This window comes from Pseudomonas nabeulensis (assembly GCF_004682045.1).
GTDB lineage: Bacteria > Pseudomonadota > Gammaproteobacteria > Pseudomonadales > Pseudomonadaceae > Aquipseudomonas > Aquipseudomonas nabeulensis.
In genome coordinates this window covers 12,050-31,583 of sequence record NZ_QUZT01000034.1, presented here as the reverse complement: position 1 = coordinate 31,583, position 19,534 = coordinate 12,050, and the positions used below count along the sequence as shown (strand labels likewise).

The 19,534-nt window shown below is 61.8% G+C and carries 13 protein-coding genes; 8 read left to right on the top strand and 5 right to left on the bottom strand.

The genetic code is table 11. From position 1 onward, the window contains the following. Positions 1–9: 9 nt before the first annotated feature. Positions 10–2,385 (bottom strand): phosphoenolpyruvate synthase, encoded by a 2,376-nt coding sequence (gene ppsA / locus DYL61_RS18145; RefSeq protein WP_135309469.1) that lies wholly within the window; start codon positions 2,383–2,385, stop codon positions 10–12. 177 nt (positions 2,386–2,562) lie between these two features. Between ppsA and ppsR the strand changes: the two genes are divergently transcribed. Then, entirely contained in the window at positions 2,563–3,381 is an 819-nt protein-coding gene (gene ppsR / locus DYL61_RS18140; RefSeq protein WP_003193298.1) for a posphoenolpyruvate synthetase regulatory kinase/phosphorylase PpsR, read from the top strand. A gap of 125 nt (positions 3,382–3,506) precedes the next feature. Here the strand turns inward: ppsR and DYL61_RS18135 are convergent, their stop codons facing one another. Continuing rightward, entirely contained in the window at positions 3,507–4,931 is a 1,425-nt protein-coding gene (locus tag DYL61_RS18135; RefSeq protein WP_135309468.1) for an aminotransferase-like domain-containing protein, read from the bottom strand. A 160-nt stretch (positions 4,932–5,091) separates the two neighbouring features. Here DYL61_RS18135 and DYL61_RS18130 point away from each other — a divergent pair, with 160 nt between their 5' ends. The 7 genes from DYL61_RS18130 (at position 5,092) to DYL61_RS18100 (ending at position 13,884) form a co-directional block, all read left to right on the top strand. Further along, entirely contained in the window at positions 5,092–5,985 is an 894-nt protein-coding gene (locus DYL61_RS18130; protein ID WP_167497979.1) for a DMT family transporter, read from the top strand. A gap of 26 nt (positions 5,986–6,011) precedes the next feature. Further along, the gene (gene moeB, locus DYL61_RS18125) at positions 6,012–7,874 is read left to right on the top strand and encodes a molybdopterin-synthase adenylyltransferase MoeB (protein WP_135309466.1); all 1,863 of its coding nucleotides are present in this window, start codon (positions 6,012–6,014) and stop codon (positions 7,872–7,874) included. 24 nt (positions 7,875–7,898) lie between these two features. Continuing rightward, positions 7,899–8,813 carry a PLP-dependent cysteine synthase family protein gene (locus DYL61_RS18120; RefSeq protein WP_135309465.1) on the top strand — a complete coding sequence of 305 codons (915 nt, stop codon included), beginning with the start codon at positions 7,899–7,901 and terminating at the stop codon, positions 8,811–8,813. Between the two features lie 37 nt (positions 8,814–8,850). Then, the gene (locus DYL61_RS18115; RefSeq protein ID WP_135309464.1) at positions 8,851–9,843 is read left to right on the top strand and encodes a serine O-acetyltransferase; all 993 of its coding nucleotides are present in this window, start codon (positions 8,851–8,853) and stop codon (positions 9,841–9,843) included. A 2-nt stretch (positions 9,844–9,845) separates the two neighbouring features. Next, the gene (locus tag DYL61_RS18110) at positions 9,846–10,574 is read left to right on the top strand and encodes an alanyl-tRNA editing protein (protein ID WP_135309463.1); all 729 of its coding nucleotides are present in this window, start codon (positions 9,846–9,848) and stop codon (positions 10,572–10,574) included. 227 nt (positions 10,575–10,801) lie between these two features. Beyond that, positions 10,802–12,547: an ABC transporter permease gene (locus tag DYL61_RS18105; protein WP_135309462.1), complete on the top strand. Its 1,746-nt coding sequence runs from the start codon at positions 10,802–10,804 to the stop codon at positions 12,545–12,547. A gap of 14 nt (positions 12,548–12,561) precedes the next feature. Further along, positions 12,562–13,884, top strand: a complete 1,323-nt coding sequence (locus DYL61_RS18100; RefSeq protein ID WP_135309461.1) for an ABC transporter ATP-binding protein — start codon at positions 12,562–12,564, stop codon at positions 13,882–13,884. Positions 13,885–13,998: 114 nt separating this feature from the next. Here the strand turns inward: DYL61_RS18100 and prpD are convergent, their stop codons facing one another. The 3 genes from prpD to acnD form a co-directional block, all read right to left on the bottom strand. Then, on the bottom strand, positions 13,999–15,483 hold the full coding sequence (prpD, locus tag DYL61_RS18095; RefSeq protein WP_135309460.1) for a 2-methylcitrate dehydratase: 1,485 nt from the start codon (positions 15,481–15,483) through the stop codon (positions 13,999–14,001). A gap of 198 nt (positions 15,484–15,681) precedes the next feature. Beyond that, positions 15,682–16,872, bottom strand: coding sequence for a 2-methylaconitate cis-trans isomerase PrpF (prpF, locus tag DYL61_RS18090; protein ID WP_135309459.1), 1,191 nt, complete (start codon positions 16,870–16,872; stop codon positions 15,682–15,684). Positions 16,873–16,882: 10 nt separating this feature from the next. Further along, complete coding sequence (acnD, locus tag DYL61_RS18085; RefSeq protein WP_135309458.1) at positions 16,883–19,477, bottom strand: Fe/S-dependent 2-methylisocitrate dehydratase AcnD; 2,595 nt, start codon at positions 19,475–19,477, stop codon at positions 16,883–16,885. Positions 19,478–19,534: the final 57 nt, after the last annotated feature.

The following is a 19,534-nucleotide window of genomic DNA, read 5'->3' as shown; positions in this document are numbered from 1 at the left end:
GTAACGGCCTTAGGCGGACGCTTGGCCTTCCGCCAGGAAGAACCAGGTTTCCAGCACGGAGTCCGGGTTCAGCGAGACGCTTTCGATGCCCTGCTCCATCAACCATTTGGCCAGGTCAGGGTGATCGGAAGGGCCTTGGCCGCAGATACCGATGTACTTGCCGGCCTTGTTACAGGCCTGGATGGCGTTGGCCAGCAGCTTCTTGACTGCCGGGTTACGCTCGTCGAACAGGTGCGCGATGATCCCGGAGTCACGGTCCAGGCCCAGGGTGAGCTGGGTCAGGTCGTTGGAGCCGATGGAGAAGCCGTCGAAGAACTCCAGGAACTCTTCGGCCAGGATCGCGTTGGACGGCAGTTCGCACATCATGATGACGCGCAGGCCGTTTTCGCCACGGGACAGGCCGTTTTCCGCCAGCAAGTCGATGACCTGGCTCGCTTCGCCCAAGGTGCGCACGAACGGCACCATGATCTCGACGTTATCCAGGCCCATCTCGTTGCGCACGCGCTTGAGGGCACGGCATTCGAGCTCGAAGCAGTCACGGAACGCTTCGCTGATGTAACGCGAGGCGCCACGGAAGCCCAGCATCGGGTTTTCTTCTTCCGGCTCGTAAAGCTTGCCGCCGATCAGGTTCGCGTATTCGTTGGACTTGAAGTCCGACAGGCGCACGATGACCTTTTTCGGGTAGAACGCCGCCGCCAGGGTGCTGATGCCTTCCACCAGCTTCTCGACGTAGAAGCCCACCGGGTCGTTGTAGCCAGCGATGCGCTTGTCGACGCTTTCCTTGATGTCCAGCGGCAGACCGTCGTAGTTCAACAAGGCCTTGGGGTGCACGCCGATCATGCGGTTGATGATGAACTCGAGGCGGGCCAGACCCACACCGGCATTCGGCAACTGCGCGAAGTCAAAGGCACGGTCCGGGTTGCCGACGTTCATCATGATCTTGAACGGCAGGTCGGGCATGGCATCGATGGAGTTTTGCTTGATATCGAAGCCCAGCTCGCCTTCGAAGATGAAGCCGGTGTCGCCTTCGGCACAGGACACGGTCACGCCCTGGCCGTCTTTCAACAGCTGGGTCGCGTTGCCGCAGCCCACGACTGCCGGGATGCCCAGCTCACGGGCGATGATCGCCGCGTGGCAGGTACGCCCGCCACGGTTGGTGACGATGGCGCTGGCGCGCTTCATCACCGGTTCCCAGTCCGGGTCGGTCATGTCGGAGACCAGTACGTCACCTGGCTGGACTTTGTCCATTTCGGACACGTCTTTGATGATCCGCACCTTGCCGGCGCCGATGCGCTGGCCGATGGCACGGCCTTCCACCAGCACGGTGCCGGTTTCTTTCAGCAGGTAGCGTTCCATGACATTGGCCGAAGTGCGGCTCTTCACGGTTTCCGGACGGGCCTGCACGATGTACAGCTTGCCGTCGTCGCCGTCTTTGGCCCACTCGATGTCCATCGGGCACTTGTAGTGCTTTTCGATGATCATCGCTTGCTTGGCCAACTCGCTGACTTCTGCGTCGGTGAGGCAGAAGCGCGCGCGCTCGGCCTTGTCGACTTCAACGGTTTTCACCGAGCGACCGGCCTTGGCCTCGTCGCCGTAGATCATCTTGATGGCCTTGCTGCCCAGGTTACGGCGCAGGATGGCCGGGCGACCCGCTTCGAGGGTGCCCTTGTGCACATAGAATTCGTCGGGGTTGACCGCGCCTTGTACAACGGTTTCGCCCAGGCCGTAGGCGCCGGTGATAAACACCACGTCACGGAAACCGGATTCGGTGTCCAGGGTGAACATCACGCCGGCGGTGCCGGTTTCCGAGCGCACCATGCGCTGCACACCGGCAGACAGGGCCACCAGCTTGTGGTCGAAACCCTGGTGCACGCGGTAGGAAATGGCGCGGTCGTTGAACAGCGAAGCGAACACTTCCTTGGCCGCACGGATCACGTTTTCCACGCCGCGGATGTTCAGGAAGGTCTCTTGCTGACCGGCGAAGGAAGCGTCCGGCAAGTCTTCGGCGGTGGCCGAGGAACGCACGGCCACCGCGACGTCCGGGTTACCGGCCGACAACGCGGCAAACGCGGTACGGATTTCTTCGTTGAGTTGCTCGGGGAACTCGGCTTCCATGATCCATTGGCGGATCTGGGCACCGGTCTTGGCCAGGGCGTTGACGTCGTCGACGTCCAGTGCGTCCAGCGCGGCGTGGATCTGAGCGTTGAGGCCGCTCAGTTCGAGGAAATCGCGGTAAGCCTGGGCCGTGGTGGCGAAACCACCGGGCACCGAGACACCAGCGCCTGCAAGATTACTGATCATCTCGCCGAGGGATGCGTTCTTGCCCCCTACGTGCTCTACATCATGGACGCCGAGCTTATCGAGGGAAACTACGTACTCTACCAAGGTGATCTCTCCACTAACTGTGTTGGAAAAGCTCAGGACGCGGCGGCTCAGTAGGAGCGAACGCCAGCGCTTGTGGCCTGGACCTGGAAAATAAGTGAGAATGCGGCCCACTGCGGGACGGCAAAATCGCGCCTATCATATCCAAGATTCGCCATCAGCTTAAGGCCCAGGGCTCAAATGAAACGATCTGCTTTCTTTATCTCCGACGGCACCGGCATCACCGCCGAAACATTGGGTCAAAGCCTGCTCGCGCAGTTCGAAAACATTACCTTCGCCAAATTCACGCGGCCCTATATCGACAGCGTGGATAAAGCGCGGGCCATGGTACAACAAATCAATCTGGCGGCTGAAAAAGACGGTTTTCGGCCGATCATTTTCGACACCATCGTCAATCAAGACATCCGTGAGATCCTCGCAACTTCGAATGGTTTCATGATCGACATCTTCTCCACGTTCCTGGCGCCGCTGGAACAAGAGCTGAGCGAGCATTCCTCGTACTCCGTAGGAAAGTCCCATTCCATTGGCCACAACTCCAACTATATGGAGCGGATCGAGGCGGTGAACTTCGCCCTCGACAACGACGACGGCGCCCGCACCCACTACTACGACAAGGCCGATTTGATCCTGGTGGGCGTGTCCCGCTGCGGCAAGACCCCGACCTGTCTGTACATGGCGATGCAATTCGGTATCCGCGCGGCCAACTACCCGCTGACCGAAGACGACATGGAGCACCTGACGCTGCCCGCCGCCCTGCGCGCCCATTCCCACAAGCTGTTCGGCCTGACCATTGACCCGGACCGCCTCACCGCGATCCGCAATGAGCGCAAGCCCAACAGCCGCTATTCCAGCTATGCGCAGTGCGAGTTCGAAGTGCGCGAAGTGGAAAATCTGTTCCGTCGCGAGAATATTGCGCACATCAATTCCACGCATTTTTCGGTGGAAGAGATTTCGGCGAAGATCCTCGTGGAGAAGGGTGTGGAGCGTCGGTTCAAATAGTGAGTTGTCTGGGCGGGCGCCATCGGGGGTAAGCCCCCTCCCACTTTTGACCGAGTTCCAACTCTGGAATGCGGCCAATGTGGGAGGGGGCTTGCCCCCGATGAACGATAACGCGGTAAACCTGCCTACAACTGAAACCTGCCCCCACCCTGCCCCAACGCCGTCGCCAACGCATCAAACCCCGCCCGCAACAACTGGTCATCCCCCGACGTATTGCAAATACTCGCCCGAATAAACTGCGGCACCGCCGTCTGCCCCACGGCAAACGCCTCGGCGGTGGCGATCAGGTAATTATTCTGCTTGAGCTCCGCCTCGATTTCCGACGCACGCCACGGCTCCGGTACTTCAATCCAGAAATGCGGGCTGTTGAGGTGGGTGCGGTATTCCAGGCCGCTCAGCAAGTCACTCACCAGCGCCTTGCGCCGGCTGATCTCGTTGATCTGCTGACGCAGCAGGTATTCCGCCGTGCCGTTTTCGATCCACTGGGTCGCCAACTCCAAGGTGACCGGCGTGGCCATCCAGCAGGTCGAACGCAGCGCCGCCGAAATACGGCTGACCAACGCCGGCGGTGCGTGTACGTAACCCACACGCAACCCGGCCGACACGGCCTTGCTCAAGCTGCTGATCAAGATCGTACGTTCAGGCGCGAAATAACTGAGGGGTGGCGGACGGTCTTCTACCAGAACGCCATGGGCTTCATCTTCAAGAATCAACAGGTTGTGTTCGCGGCAGACCTTAGCCAGCGCCTCTCGGCGAGGAATCGATAAAACCGCCGTTGTAGGGTTCTGGATGGTTGGCGTGCAATACAACGCCGAAACCCGGTGATTACGACAGACTTCATCCAGCGCCCCCGGCAGCACGCCTTCTTCGTCCATTTCCAGGCCGATCAGCCGAATGCCGAGCATGCGGGCAGCCGTGATAAGGCCGGGATAGGTCAGTTGCTCGGTCACCACGGTATCGCCCGCCCGCAGCAACGCCATCATCGCGCAGAGCAAACCATGCTGGCCGCCATTGACGCAGATGACCTGCTCGGGAATCGGGTGAAAATCGCGCTGCACCAGCCATTGCGCACCCGCATCGCGGTATCGCGGCAGGCCGGCGTCCGGGGTGTAGGCGCTGATGTCCTGGAGGAACTTGGCGTTGGTCGACAGGGTTTGGAAGCTCTGGGCCAGGAACGCGGTTTCCTGCCCTGGGATATGCATGTTGCGGCTCATGTCGAAATACTGGCGCGGTTCCTCGCTGAAGTTACGAAAACCTTCATCGCGCTGGCGCTCCATCCCACGCTTGCGCACGAACGTTCCGTCCCCCACCCGTGCCACTACCAACCCCAGGCGTTCCAATTCGCCGTAGGCCCGGCTGATGGTGCCGATCGTGACGCCAAGATTGTCGGAAAGCACCCGATGGGGCGGCAGTTTTCTTCCCGGTTCAATCAAGCCTTCGAGGATGCCCCGTTCCATGACATCGGACAGGCGCTTGTACTTCACGCCCTGCCCGTTGGACAACCCCTCACGCATAATTGACACCATGTCAATATTTGTTTTGACAGCCATCTTTCGCCCTAATAGTGTGCTTTTACGGGTTCAATCGCCGAATTTTACAACTCATTACAAGCTCAATATAGAGTTCAATTCCGGCTCAGGGAAGCAATAAACGATGCCAATGTCCGCCGTTCTCGAAAACACCGCCAAGGCCAAACAGCAAAAACAGTGGCTGGCCGGCCTGCTCACCAGCGTGATGTTCCTGATCGTGTGCCTGAGCTGGGGCACCACCTGGCTTGGGATCAAGATCGCCGTGGAGAGCGTGCCGCCCCTGACCTCCGCCGGCCTGCGCTTTCTGATCGCGTTCCCGCTGTTCCTGTGTTTTGCCATGGTGCGTCGCGAGCCGATCCTGTTTCCGCGTGAAAGCCGCTGGTTCTTTGTGTTCGTGACCCTGTCCTACTTCAGCGTTCCTTATTACTTGCTCAATTACGGTGAGATGCACGTGTCGTCCGGCCTCACCGCCCTGCTGTTCAGCTGCATGCCGGTGTTCATCCTGATTTTCTCCGCGCTGTTCCTGCGCGAACGTATCTACTTCTCCCAGGTGGTCGGGATCGGCATCGGCTTCGGCAGCCTCTACATGATCATCAAGAGCCAGGGCCTGCACCTGGACCACGCCGAGTTCTTCGGGGTAGTGGCGATCCTCACCGCCGCGATCATGCACGCGCTGTGCTACGTGATTACCAAGCAAAAAGGCAGCGCCATCAGCGTGATCACCTACAACACCCTGCCCATCGGCATTGCCGGGTTGATGCTGTTCGTGGCCGGCCTGTTGTTTGAAACGCCAACCTTCGATGCCATCACCCTGCGATCCTGGGGCGCCCTGTTCTATCTGGGGCTGGTGGCCTCGGTGGGCGGGTTCATCGTGTACTTCATGCTGCTCAAGCGCTTGAGCCCGATCATCCTGTCGTTCGTGTTCATCATCTTCCCGGTGTTCGCGGTGATCATCGGCGCCTGGTACGAAGGCGTGGCGATTTCCCGCGACCTGATGCTGTATTCGGCCATCCTGCTGGCCGGTTTTGCGATCACCAAATTGCCGGTTGAAAAACTGCTGGCCAAGAAAAATTGACCCTCCAACCACCACGCGAGAGAAACATGGACGTCCTCCGCCCAAAAGCCCTGGAACAGATCTACGCCCACGCCAGCCAAAGCTACCCCGAAGAATGCTGCGGCTTCGTCTTCGCCGACGGCAGCGTGTACCTGGGCAGCAATATCCAGAATGAGCTGCACCACAAGAACCCCGAGATGTACCCGCGCAGCGCGGCCAACGGCTACACGTTTTCGGTGGCCGACACCCTGCTGATGAACAAAGCGTTTCGCAGCGACAACCCGGTGGTGGTGATCTACCACTCCCACCCGGATGTCGGTGCCTATTTCAGTGATGAAGACCAGGACAAGGCCCTGTTCATGGGCGAACCGATCTACCCCGTCAGTTACCTGGTGGTCGACGTTCGCCAGGGCCAGGCCCTGGGTTCCAAGCTGTTTGCCTGGGATGGCAAGCATTTCGCCCTCAATCCTTTCAACGACCTGCACACGGAGTTGTCCATGAACGCTGTCTCTTTCCCCGACATTCTGGTCCGCGTGGCCAAGCTGCCGGAATCGACCCTCGAGGGCACCGGATCGACATTGCGCGAAGTCATTGAAAACCTTTGCAGCAGCCACCCGCAGCTGCGTCCGCATCTGTTCCACGAAAAAAACAACCAACTCAAGGAGCACTTCCTGTTTACCGCCGAGGAAGCGCTGATCGATGCGGATGAAAAACTCCCGGAAAAGGCCAGGATCGAAGTCCTGCTGGCGACGTCCGGCGGCATGGATGTCGATTCCCTCAGCAATGAAGAAGTGCAGCGCTACGTGCGTCATATCACCCTGCCCGGCGTCGGTCGCGAAGGCCAATTGAACTTGAAAAAAGCCAAGGTGCTGATCATCGGCACCGGTGGCCTGGGCTCGCCCGTCAGCCTGTACCTGGCTGCGGCCGGCATCGGCACCCTGGGGCTGGTGGATTTCGACGTGGTGGAAAGCAGCAACCTGCAACGCCAGATCGTGCACGGCAACAGCACCCTGGGCCTGCCCAAGGTGGTGTCCGCCAAACATCGCTTGCAAGACCTCAATCGGCATATCCAGATCAACGCCCACGACACGGCCCTGAACGCCGACAACGCCCTGGAGCTGATTGGCGCCTACGACCTGGTGATCGACGGCACCGATAATTTCGACACCCGCTACCTGGTCAACGACGCCTGCGTACAGTTGGGCAAACCCTTGGTGTACGGCGCCATCTACCGTTTCGACGGGCAGATCAGCGTGCTCAACTACAAAGGCGGGCCGTGCTACCGCTGCCTGTTCCCCAAGGCGCCGCCCGCTGAATTGGCACCCAATTGCAGTGCCGGCGGCGTGATCGGCGTGCTGCCGGGTGTGGTCGGGATGATTCAGGCGACCGAGGCAATCAAGTTGCTGATCGGCATTGGCGAGCCGTTGTCCGGCCGCTTGATGCGCTTCGATGCACTGGCGATGAAATTCAGCGAGATCCGCTTCAAGCGCCGCGCCGATTGCCCGTGCTGCTCCGAACGGCGTCACAGCGAAGTCCAGGCGCCAGCGGTCTGCGCCGACGCCATGCCAAGCCAACCGTCCCTCGCCGAAGAACGCTACATCAAGCCCCGGGTACTCAAGCAACTGCTCGAACACCCGCGCAGCGCCGACGTACTGCTGGACGTGCGCGACGCCAGCGAACTGGAAGTGTGCAAATTGCCGGGCGTGGTGCATATCCCCCTGGCCGAACTGGATGGGCAACTCGACAGCCTCAGCCGCGACAACACCCATTACCTGATCTGCTACGCCGGCACCCGCGCCGAGCAGGCCGCCAGCACGTTGCTGGCGGCGGGCTTTGCCAATACCAAAGTCCTGCAAGGCGGCATGAAACACTGGGTTCGCGACGTCGAACCCGACATGCCTTTGTACTGACCTCCGGCCATGGGCTCCTACCTGATGTTGCATAACTCTATTCTCGACGCCATCGGCCATACGCCGATCGTGCGCCTGGCGCAGTTTTCCGAAGACCTCGGCATCGAGGTCTACGCCAAGCTGGAATCCCTTAACCCCGGTGGCAGCCACAAGGCGCGTATCGCCCTGGGCATGATCCTCGATGCCGAGCGTCGTGGCGTGCTGATCCGCGATTCCGGGCAAACCATCATCGAACCCAGCGGCGGCAATACCGGCATCGGCCTGGTAATGGCCGGCAACGTGCTGGGCTACAAGGTGGTGCTGGTGATCCCCGACAACTACAGCCCCGAAAAGCAAAAGCTGTTGCGTCTGTACGGGGCCAAGGTAGTGCTGTCAGACAGCCGTCGCGGCAACAATTCCCATGGCGAAAAGTGCATGGAATTACAGCTGGAAAACCCCAGCTACGTGATGCTCAACCAGCAACGCAACGTCGCCAACCCGCAGACCCACCGCGACACCACCGCCCGGGAAATCATCCGCGCCTTTGGCGAGCGCCACGTGGACTATTTCGTCAGTGGCATCGGCACCGGCGGGCATATCACCGGCATTGGCGAAACCCTGAAAACCACCTGGCCGGCCATACGCGTGATGGGCGTGGAACCGGAGGAATGCGACCTGCTGACAGACCAGCACGCGCCGCACCATATCCAGGGCCTGTCCATCGGACTGATCCCGAGCATCCTCAACCTCGAGGTGATCGACGGCATGCTCAAGGTCTCGCGCCAGGCCTGCATCGACATGATGAAACGCATCATGCGCACCGATGCCATCAGCCTGGGCCTGTCGTCCGCCGCCAACATGGTGGCCATCGCCAAGCTCGCCCCCGAACTGCCGCCCGAAACGGTGGTGTTGACCATGGTCTACGACAATGCCGACAGCTACCTGCCCAGCTTTGAATAAGCGCTGTTCCAACCAACCAGACGACGGGGGTGCCTCAATGGGCGGTTTTATCGACATGCAACAGCTTCACGATGAGTTGCTCACCCACCTCATCAAGACCCTCACGCCTGCGCAGATGAAGCAGTTGGAACCGCACCTCGCGCCGCTGATCCAGAACGCGGCGCAGGCGGTGGCCGAAGACCTGATCGCCTACGCCTACCGTGACCCGGCGTCCCGTGGGCGGGGCGAGTTGATCCTGGAGTCCTATGCCTCGTTCAAGGCGGTGCTGTATTACCGGCTGGCGCACCTGATGTGGAATTTCCCCGACAAGGCCAACGGGGTGTTCTCGCGCATGGCGCTCAAGCTGAGCAACCAGGGCAAGATCCTCTCCGGTGCCGAGATCCACCCGGCGGCACGCATTGGCCGGCGGTTTGTGCTCGACCACGGCTACGGCACGGTGATCGGCGAAACCTGCGAGATCGGCAACGACTGCTACATCCTCTGCGGCGTGACCCTCGGTGCCCGTGGCATCGCCAACAACCCCGACGGCAAGCGCCACCCACGCCTGGGCAACAACGTCGAGGTCGGCTCCGGCGCGCGCGTGCTGGGTTATGTGCTGATCGGCGACAACGTGTTTATCAGCCCGTCCTGCGTGATCACCCAGGACGTACCGGCCGGCACCAAGGTCAAGGTGGTCAACCAGGTGCAGTTGCAGAAGAACGACGAGTCGGACCACAGCAACTACCTCGGTGCCTTCGCCCTGGATGAACGCCTGCACGTGGTCGGCGAGATCAACGCCAGCCACAAGGTCACGGTGCTGGACGCCGACTTCCACCCTTTGCACGGGCTGATGCTCGAACCTACGGTGAAAGAGCGTCACCACCTGCAATTTCGCCTGCACCGCGTCGACGCAGGTAACCCGCTGCCGCGCCTGCCGTTGAACCTGAAGGTCTGCGGCCCGGAATTTGAAATCACCCTGTTATCCCCCCCTGGCTTGAGTGCAATGGTGCGTTCCCTGTTGCAAGCCAGCCCACTGATCGTCGGAGGTTGAACATGTCCGTGCACACCATGGAAACCCTGGCGCTGTTCGACAGCGCGCCCTACCAGAACGCGTTCAGCGCCCGGGTGATTGCCGTCAGCGAACACGGCGTCGCCCTGGAGCACACGTTGTTCTACCCCACCGGCGGCGGGCAGCCGGGCGACACCGGCCACTTCATCCTGGCCGACGGCACACGGGTCGACGTGACCGGCACCGTTCGCGACCCGGTGCTGCGCTCGATCATCTGGCATCAGGTGGAACAGTGCCCTGCCCAGTTGGCCGCCGGGGCGCAAGTCGATGCAGCCATTGATTGGGAACGGCGCTACCAGCACATGAAGATGCACACCTGCCTGCACCTGCTGTGCTCGATCATCGACGCCCCGGTCACCGGTTGCAGCATCAGCGCCGACAAAGGCCGCCTGGATTTCGACCTGCCGGAAATGACCCTCGACAAAGACAGCATCACCCGCGACCTCAACGCCCTGATCGAACAGGCCCACCCGGTCAAGATGCTGTCGATGCCCGCCACGGAATATTCCACCCTGTTACAGATCACCCGCACCCAGGCGGTGGCGCCGCCGGTGGTCCAGGGTTCGGTGCGCGTTATCGAGATTGCCGGCATCGATATCCAGCCCTGCGGCGGCACCCACGTCACCAATACCGAGGAAATCGGCCGGGTGTTCTGCGAAAAAATCGAGAAGAAAAGCAAGCACAACCGCCGGGTGATCCTGCGCTTTGAATGACCGCCGAGCGGCGACCGGGGCACCCGCGCCCAGGTCGCTGTTCGTACAGCTAACTGACAGCAAATTTACGCCCTTGTAACATTCAGAAACGTACAATCCCGCCTACATCCTCTCGATGTCCCTGACGCACGAAAACAGCGCCCGCCCATCCTCGGTGGGGCATTCGTGCAGAAGCTAAGCTCTCACCCACCGGCCCCTCTGCCTGAACGCTGCAGGAAAGACTGCCTATGAACAAAGTGTTCCGCCACTACCTCCCGGCGTCCACGCTGCGCCTGCTGCCCAACCGCTGGGACCTGGTCGCCCTGCCGCTGGTGATCGGCTTCCTGTTGTTCTTTTCGATGACCGCCCGGGAAACCTGGGCGCCCATCGATACCTTGCAGAGTGAAATCATCTCCCTCGACCCGGCCAACCTGCCGGAATACGCAATGCGCACCACCTTGCGCATGCTCGCGGCAATGGTGGCGGCGCTGGTGTTCACCCTGCTCTACGGCACCCTGGCGGCCAAAAGTCGGCGCGCCGAAAAACTGCTGGTGCCGGTGCTCGATATCCTGCAATCGGTGCCGGTGCTCGGTTACATCTCGTTTACCGTGACCTTCTTCCTTTTACTCTTCCCTGGGCGCGTGCTCGGTGCCGAGTTCGCGGCGATCTTTGCGATCTTCACCAGCCAGGCCTGGAACATGACGTTCAGCTTCTACCAGTCGCTGCGCATGCTGCCCCATGACTTGGTGGAAGTGTCCACCAACCTGCGCCTGTCCGGCTGGCAGAAGTTCTGGAAACTCGACGTGCCCTTCGCCATGCCCGGCCTGGTGTGGAACATGATGATGAGCATGTCCGGTGGCTGGTTCTTCGTGGTCGCGTCCGAAGCCATTACCGTGGGTGACAAAACCATCACCTTGCCCGGCGTGGGTTCGTACCTGGCCCTGGCCATTGCGCAAAAAGACCTGCACGCCGTGGGCTACGTGATCCTGGCGATGATCGCGGTGATCCTGATCTACGACCAGTTCCTGTTCCGCCCGCTGGTGGCCTGGGCGGATAAATTTCGCATGGAAACCACCGCGTCCCAGGGTGCGGCGCCGCAGTCCTGGGTGCTGAACCTGATCCAGCGCACCCGTATCGTGCAGCGCATCCTGCGCCCGATCACCCGCACCTTCAGCCGCATCGGCAATAAACGCTTTAGCCTCACCAGCACTGTGTTCAAGGCCTTGCCGGTGGAAACTCCGGGCGCCTCGAAGGTGATCGATTGGGCCTGGGGCACGCTGATTGCCTTGATGGCCGCCTATGCGCTGTACCACATCGTGCTGTATGTCGGCACCGAAGTAGGCCTTGCCGAAGTCGGCCATGTGTTTGTGCTGGGGCTGATTACCCTGCTGCGGGTGGCCGGGCTGATCCTGATCGCGTCGCTGATCTGGGTGCCGCTGGGGGTGATGATCGGCCTGCGTCCAAAATTGGCGGAGAAAATCCAGCCATTGGCGCAGTTCCTCGCGGCGTTCCCGGCCAACCTGCTGTTTCCCGTGTTCGTGATCGTGATCCTGCACTACCACCTCAACCCGGATATCTGGCTAAGCCCGCTGATCGTGCTGGGCACCCAGTGGTACATCCTGTTCAACGTGGTGGCCGGCGCCAGCGCGTTTCCCAACGACTTCAAGGAAGCCGCCGCCAACTTCCGCATTCGCGGCTGGCTGTGGTGGCGCAAGGTGATGCTGCCGGGAATCTTCCCGTACTACGTCACCGGTGCGATCACCGCGTCGGGCGGTGCGTGGAACGCCAGCATCGTCTCCGAATACGTGTCATGGGGCCAGGACACCGTGGCTGCCCACGGCCTGGGGGCCTACATCGCGCAGACCACCGCCGCGGGCGACTTCCCCAAAATCGCCCTGGGCGTGGTGGTGATGTCGATCTTTGTGGTGGCGTTCAACCGTGCGGTCTGGCGCCCGATGTACGCCCTGGCTGAAAACAAACTGCGTCTGAATTGAGGGGACCTGCCGCGATGACCACCTACACCGAACACACCGCCGACACCCCGCAAATCTACGCGCTGAAAAACGTCAACCGCGTGTTCGGCAAGGGCAAGGACGAGTTGCAAGTGCTCAGCGGCGTCGACCTGAGCCTGCGCGAAGGCGAGATCGTCGGCATGCTCGGCCGCTCTGGCTCCGGCAAGTCGACCTTGCTGCGCATCATCGCCGGGCTGATCCAGCCGTCTTCGGGCGATGTGCTTTACCACGGCCAACCGCTGACCGGCCCGGCGGAAGGTGTGGCCATGGTGTTCCAGACCTTTGCCTTGTTCCCCTGGCTGACCGTGCTGGAAAACGTCGAAGCCGGCCTGCAAGCCTTGCAGGTCGAACGCAAGGAAGCCCGCCGCCGCGCCCTGGCCGCCATCGACCTGATCGGCCTGGACGGGTTTGAAAACGCCTACCCGCGCGAACTGTCCGGCGGCATGCGCCAACGCGTGGGTTTCGCCCGTGGGCTGGTGGTCAACCCGACCTTGCTGCTGATGGACGAACCGTTCTCCGCCCTCGACGTGCTCACCGCCGAAACCCTGCGCACCGACCTGCTGGATTTGTGGAGCGGCAAGCAATTGCCGATCAAGTCGATCCTGATCGTGACTCACAACATCGAAGAAGCGGTGCTGATGTGCGACCGTATCCTGGTGCTGTCGTCCAATCCCGGTCGCGTGGTTGCCGAAATCAAGGTGCCGTTTGCCCACCCGCGCAACCGCCTGGACCCGACGTTCCGGCAAATGGTCGATGACATCTATGCGCTGATGACCGACCGGCGCAGCGCCGATGCCAACGCCGGCAAACCCGAGTTGAAAATGGGCAGCCTGCTGCCGGAAGTCTCCACCAACCTGATGGCCGGCCTGATCGAAACCCTCGCGGCCGAGCCGTATAACGGCCACGCCGGTTTGCCGGACGTGGCCGAACGGCGCCTGCTGGAAGTGGACGACCTGTTTCCGGTGGCCGAGATGCTTGAGCACTTGGGTTTCGCCGAACTCAAGGGTGCCGACATTACCCTCACCGATGCGGGCAAGCTGTTCGCTGACTACGGCACCCAGGAACGCAAGACGCTGTTCGCCGAGCATTTGATCCAGCATGTGCCGCTGGCGGCGCGCATTCACCAGGTGCTGCTGGAACGCAGCGGGCATCGGGCGCCACGGGTGCGCTTCGAGCAGGAACTGGAAGACTCGATGACCGAGGCGTTCGTGGAGAAGACCCTGGAAAGCGTGGTGGCGTGGGGACGGTATGCGGAGATTTTCTCGTATGACGACCACACTGAGACATTCAGCCTGGAGGATGTTGAGGGCAGTATGTAAAACCAAATGTGGGAGGGGGCTTGCCCCCGATAGCAGTGTGTCAGCCAATACATCAAGTACTGACATATCGCCATCGGGGGCAAGCCCCCTCCCACAGTTGATCTCCAGTGGTTTTTAGATCACGAACAGGTCGACGAACCGATTGACCGGGGTTGCCTCAAGCCGCTCCTGATCCTTGCACAACGCCAAAATCTCCCCACTGCGCTGCGCGGTAAACCGCGTAGCCAGGTTGGCCTTGAACTTGTCTTCCAGCAACGGAATACCCTCCACCCGGCGACGGCGGTGGCCGATCGGGTATTCCACCGCCACTGGCTCGGTGCTGGAGCCGTCGTTGAAGAACACCTGCACCGCATTGGCGATGGAGCGCTTGTCCGCTTCCAGGTATTCACGGCTGTAGCGCGGGTCTTCAACGATGACCATCTTGTCGCGCAGTTCGTCGATGATCGGATGGGCCGCGTGGAACTCATCCTCGTATTGCTCAGCCACGAGGTTGCCGAAGGCCAAGGGCACGGCGGTCATGTATTGCAGGCAGTGATCACGGTCGGCAGCGTTGGCCAGTTGGCCGACCTTGGAGATGATGCGAATCGCCGACTCATGGGTGGTGATCACGATGCGCTCGATGTCATGCAGGCGGTCTTTCACCAGCGGGTGCAAGGCCACCGCCGCTTCGCAGGCGGTTTGCGCGTGGAACTCGGCGGGGAAGCTGATCTTGAACAGCACGTTTTCCATCACATAGGTGCCATAGGGCTGGGACAGTCTGAACGTGCGCTGGTCTTCGGGTTTGAGCGCCAGGTCTTTGTTGGTGTGGCTGAACAGCACGTCGTAGAACCCCCATTGCGGCGCGCTTAAAACGCCGGGAATGCCCATCTCGCCACGCATGGCGATATCCGCCAGGCGCACGCCACGACTGGACGCATCCCCTGCCGCCCAGGATTTGCGTGAGCCGGCATTCGGTGCATGGCGATAAGTGCGCAACGCCTGCCCATCGACAAACGCATGGGACAACGCCGCCAGCAACTGCTCACGGCTGGCGCCCATCAGTTTGGCGGTGACCGCCGTGGAGGCGACTTTCACCAACAGCACATGGTCGAGGCCGACGCGGTTGAAGGAGTTCTCCAAGGCAATTACGCCCTGGATCTCATGGGCCATGATCATCGCTTCCAGCACGGCGCGGACGGTCAGCGGCGCGTCGCCATTGGCCACGCGTTTTTGCGACAGGTGATCGGCCACGGCAAGGATGCCGCCGAGGTTATCCGAAGGGTGGCCCCATTCGGCGGCGAGCCAGGTGTCGTTGTAGTCGAGCCAGCGCACGATGCAACCGATGTCCCACGCGGCCTTGACCGGGTCCAGGCGGAACGAGGTGCCCGGCACGCGCGCGCCGAACGGCACCACCGTGCCCTCGACCATCGGCCCCAGGTGCTTGGTGCACTCAGGAAAGCGCAGGGCCAGCAGGCCGCAACCCAGGGTGTCCATCAGGCAGTTGCGGGCGGTGTCGAGGGCGGCCGGGGAGTCGATGCAGTAGTTGAGGACGTAATCGGCGATGTCCTGCAACACCGGGTCGTAGTCGGGGCGGTTGTTCTGGTCGACGTTGGCGCTCATGGCAGTGCTCCAAAAAAGGGTTGGGGTAATCCTCGGGCTCACGGTTTTTAGGTGACAGGTCTTCAATGCCTGCCTTGGAATAAAGATCCCATGTGGGAGGGGGCTTGCCCCCGATAGCGGTGGTCCAGTGACTGCTATATCAACTGACAGACTGCAATCGGGGGCAAGCCCCCTCCCACATTGGATAGAGGGTGACCTTTAGAAAGCGTCGCCGGGAATGCGCACGAAACCTTCCATCAGCACCCGCGCACTGCGGCTCATGATGGCTTTCTTCACCACCCATTCACCGTTCACCTCACTGGCTTCGGCACCCACGCGCAACATGCCGGACGGATGCCCGAAGCGCACCGCGTTGCGCTCCACACCCCCGGCCGCCAGGTTGACCAACGTGCCGGAAATCGCCGCCGCCGTGCCAATCGCCACCGCCGCCGTGCCCATCATCGCGTGGTGCAGCTTGCCCATGGACAGTGCACGCACCAGCAGGTCGACATCACCCGCCTTGATCGCCTTGCCGCTGGACGCCACGTAATCCGCAGGCTTGGCCACGAACGCCACTTTCGGCGTGTGCTGGCGCTGGGCGGCTTCGTCCAGGTGTTTGATCAAACCCATGCGCAATGCGCCGTAGGCCCGCACGGTTTCGAACATCGCCAGGGCTTTCGGGTCGCTGTTGATTGCGCCTTGCAGCTCGGTGCCGGTGTAGCCGAGGTCTTCGGCGTTGATGAAGATGGTCGGGATGCCGGCGTTGATCAGCGTGGCCTTGAAGGTGCCGACACCGGGCACTTCCAGGTCGTCCACCAGGTTGCCGGTGGGAAACATCGAACCGCCGCCGCCCTCTTCTTCCGCCGCCGGGTCCATGAACTCCAACTGCACTTCGGCCGCTGGAAAGGTCACGCCGTCCAGTTCGAAGTCGCCGGTTTCCTGCACCGCGCCGTCGGTGATCGGCACGTGGGCGATGATGGTCTTGCCGATATTGGCCTGCCACACGCGCACCACGGCCACGCCGTTGTGGGGCACGCGGCTGGGGTCTACCAGCCCGGCGCTGACGGCGAACGAGCCGACTGCCGCCGACAGGTTGCCGCAGTTGCCGCTCCAGTCCACGAACGGCTTGTCGATGGAGACCTGGCCGAACAGGTAGTCCACGTCATGCTCGGCGCGGGTGCTCTTGGCCAGGATCACGGTTTTGCTGGTGCTGGACGTGGCGCCGCCCATGCCGTCGATTTGCTTGTCGTAGGGGTCGGGGCTGCCGATCACCCGCAGCAACAGGGCGTCGCGCGCGGCGCCCGGCACCTGCGCCGATGCGGGCAGGTCGGTGAGGCTGAAAAACACGCCCTTGCTGGTGCCGCCACGCATGTAGGTGGCGGGGATCTTGATTTGCGCTACGTGTGCCATGGTCGTCCTCTTAAGCCGTCGCCGCCGATTCCAGGAAGTCCTGGGCAAAACGTTGCAACACGCCGCCCGCCTCGTAGATCGACACTTCTTCGGCGGTGTCCAGGCGGCAGGTCACCGGCACTTCGACACGTTCGCCATTCTTGCGGTTGATCACCAGGGTCAGTTGCGCACGCGGGGTGCGCTCGCCCACCACGTCATAGGTTTCACTGCCGTCGATGTTCAAGGTGTGACGGTCGGTGCCCGGCAGGAACTCCAGCGGCAACACGCCCATGCCCACCAGGTTGGTACGGTGGATGCGCTCGAACCCTTCAGCGGCAATCGCTTCCACACCGGCCAGGCGCACGCCCTTGGCCGCCCAGTCGCGGGACGAGCCCTGGCCGTAATCCGCGCCGGCAATAATGATCAGCGGCTGCTTGCGGTCCATGTAGGTTTCGATGGCTTCCCACATCCGCGTGACCTGCCCTTCGGGCTCGATGCGCGCCAGGGAACCCTGCTTGACCTTGCCGTTTTCCACCACCATTTCGTTGAACAGTTTCGGGTTGGCGAAGGTGGCACGCTGCGCGGTCAGGTGGTCGCCGCGGTGCGTCGCGTAGGAGTTGAAGTCGACTTCCGGCAGGCCCATTTTCGCCAGGTATTCGCCAGCGGCGCTGTCGAGCATGATCGCGTTGGACGGCGACAGGTGATCGGTGGTGATGTTGTCCGGCAGCACCGCCAGCGGGCGCATGCCCTTGAGTGGGCGCGCACCGGCCAGTGCGCCTTCCCAGTACGGCGGACGGCGGATATAGGTGCTTTGCGGGCGCCACTCGTACAGCGGCGCCACCTTCGGGCCGGTGTCTTCGTGGATGGCGAACATCGGGATATACACCTTGCGGAACTGCTCCGGTTTGACCGAGGCCGCTACCACGGCGTCGATCTCTTCGTCGCTTGGCCAGATGTCTTGCAGGCGGATTTCCTTGCCGTTGGCGTCCAGGCCCAACACGTCCTTTTCGATGTCGAAACGGATGGTGCCAGCAATCGCGTAAGCCACCACCAGCGGCGGCGAGGCGAGGAACGCTTGCTTGGCGTACGGGTGAATGCGCCCGTCGAAGTTGCGGTTACCCGACAGCACGGCAGTGGCGTACAGGTCGCGGTCGATGATCTCTTGCTGGATCACCGGGTCCAGCGCGCCGGACATGCCATTGCAGGTGGTGCAGGCGAACGCCACAACGCCGAAGCCGAGTTTTTCCAGCTCATGGTCCAGGCCGGCGTCTTCGAGGTACATGGCCACGGTTTTCGAACCCGGCGCCAACGAGGACTTGACCCACGGCTTGCGCTCCAGCCCCAGCTTGTTGGCATTGCGCGCCAAGAGGCCGGCGGCAATCACGTTGCGCGGGTTGCTGGTATTGGTGCAACTGGTGATGGCCGCGATGATCACCGCGCCGTCAGGCATTTGGCCGGGCACTTCTTCCCACTGGCCGCTGATGCCTTTCGACGCCAGGTCGCTGGTCGCCACGCGGGCGTGAGGGTTGCTCGGGCCTGCCATGTTGCGCACGACACTGGACAGGTCGAAACTCAGGCCGCGCTCGTATTGCGCGCCCTTGAGGTCATCGGCCCACAGGCCGGTGTGACGGGCGTATTGCTCCACCAGGGTGACTTGTTCGTCTTCGCGGCCGGTGAGTTTCAGGTACGCAATGGTTTGCTGATCGATGTAAAACATCGCAGCGGTGGCGCCGTATTCCGGGGCCATGTTGGAGATGGTTGCGCGGTCGCCCAGGGTCAATGCCGATGCGCCTTCGCCGAAGAACTCCAGCCACGCGCCGACCACTTTTTGCTTGCGCAGGAACTCGGTGAGCGCCAGCACCATATCGGTGGCGGTGATGCCCGGTTGCAGCTTGCCGGTCAGCTCCACGCCGACGCTTTCCGGCAGGCGCATCCACGAGGCGCGGCCGAGCATCACGCTCTCGGCTTCAAGGCCGCCGACGCCAATGGCGATCACGCCCAACGCGTCCACGTGGGGGGTGTGGCTGTCGGTGCCGACGCAGGTATCGGGGAAGGCCACACCGTCACGCACCTGGATCACCGGGGACATTTTCTCCAGGTTGATCTGGTGCATGATGCCGTTGCCCGGCGGGATCACGTCGACGTTCTTGAAGGCCTTTTTGGTCCACTCGATAAAGTGGAAACGGTCTTCGTTGCGACGGTCTTCGATGGCGCGGTTTTTCTCGAATGCCTGGGGGTCGAAACCACCGGCTTCGACGGCCAGGGAGTGATCGACGATCAGTTGGGTCGGCACCACCGGGTTGACCTGGGCCGGGTCACCGCCTTGCTGGGCGATGGCGTCACGCAGGCCGGCGAGGTCGACCAGGGCGGTCTGGCCGAGGATGTCATGGCACACCACGCGGGCCGGGAACCACGGGAAGTCGAGGTCGCGCTTGCGTTCGATCAACTGGCTCAGGGAAGCATTGAGGGTGGCCGGGTCGCAGCGGCGCACCAGGTTCTCGGCGAGCACGCGGGAGGTATAGGGCAACGTGGCGTAGGCGCCGGGGGTGATCGCTTCGACCGCCGCACGGGCGTCGAAGAAATCCAGGCGGCTGCCGGGGAGCGGTTTGCGAAATTCAGTGTTCATCGTCAGGACTCGGTCACGGTAGTTGCAAAAGGAAGACCTGTACCAATCCAGAATTGA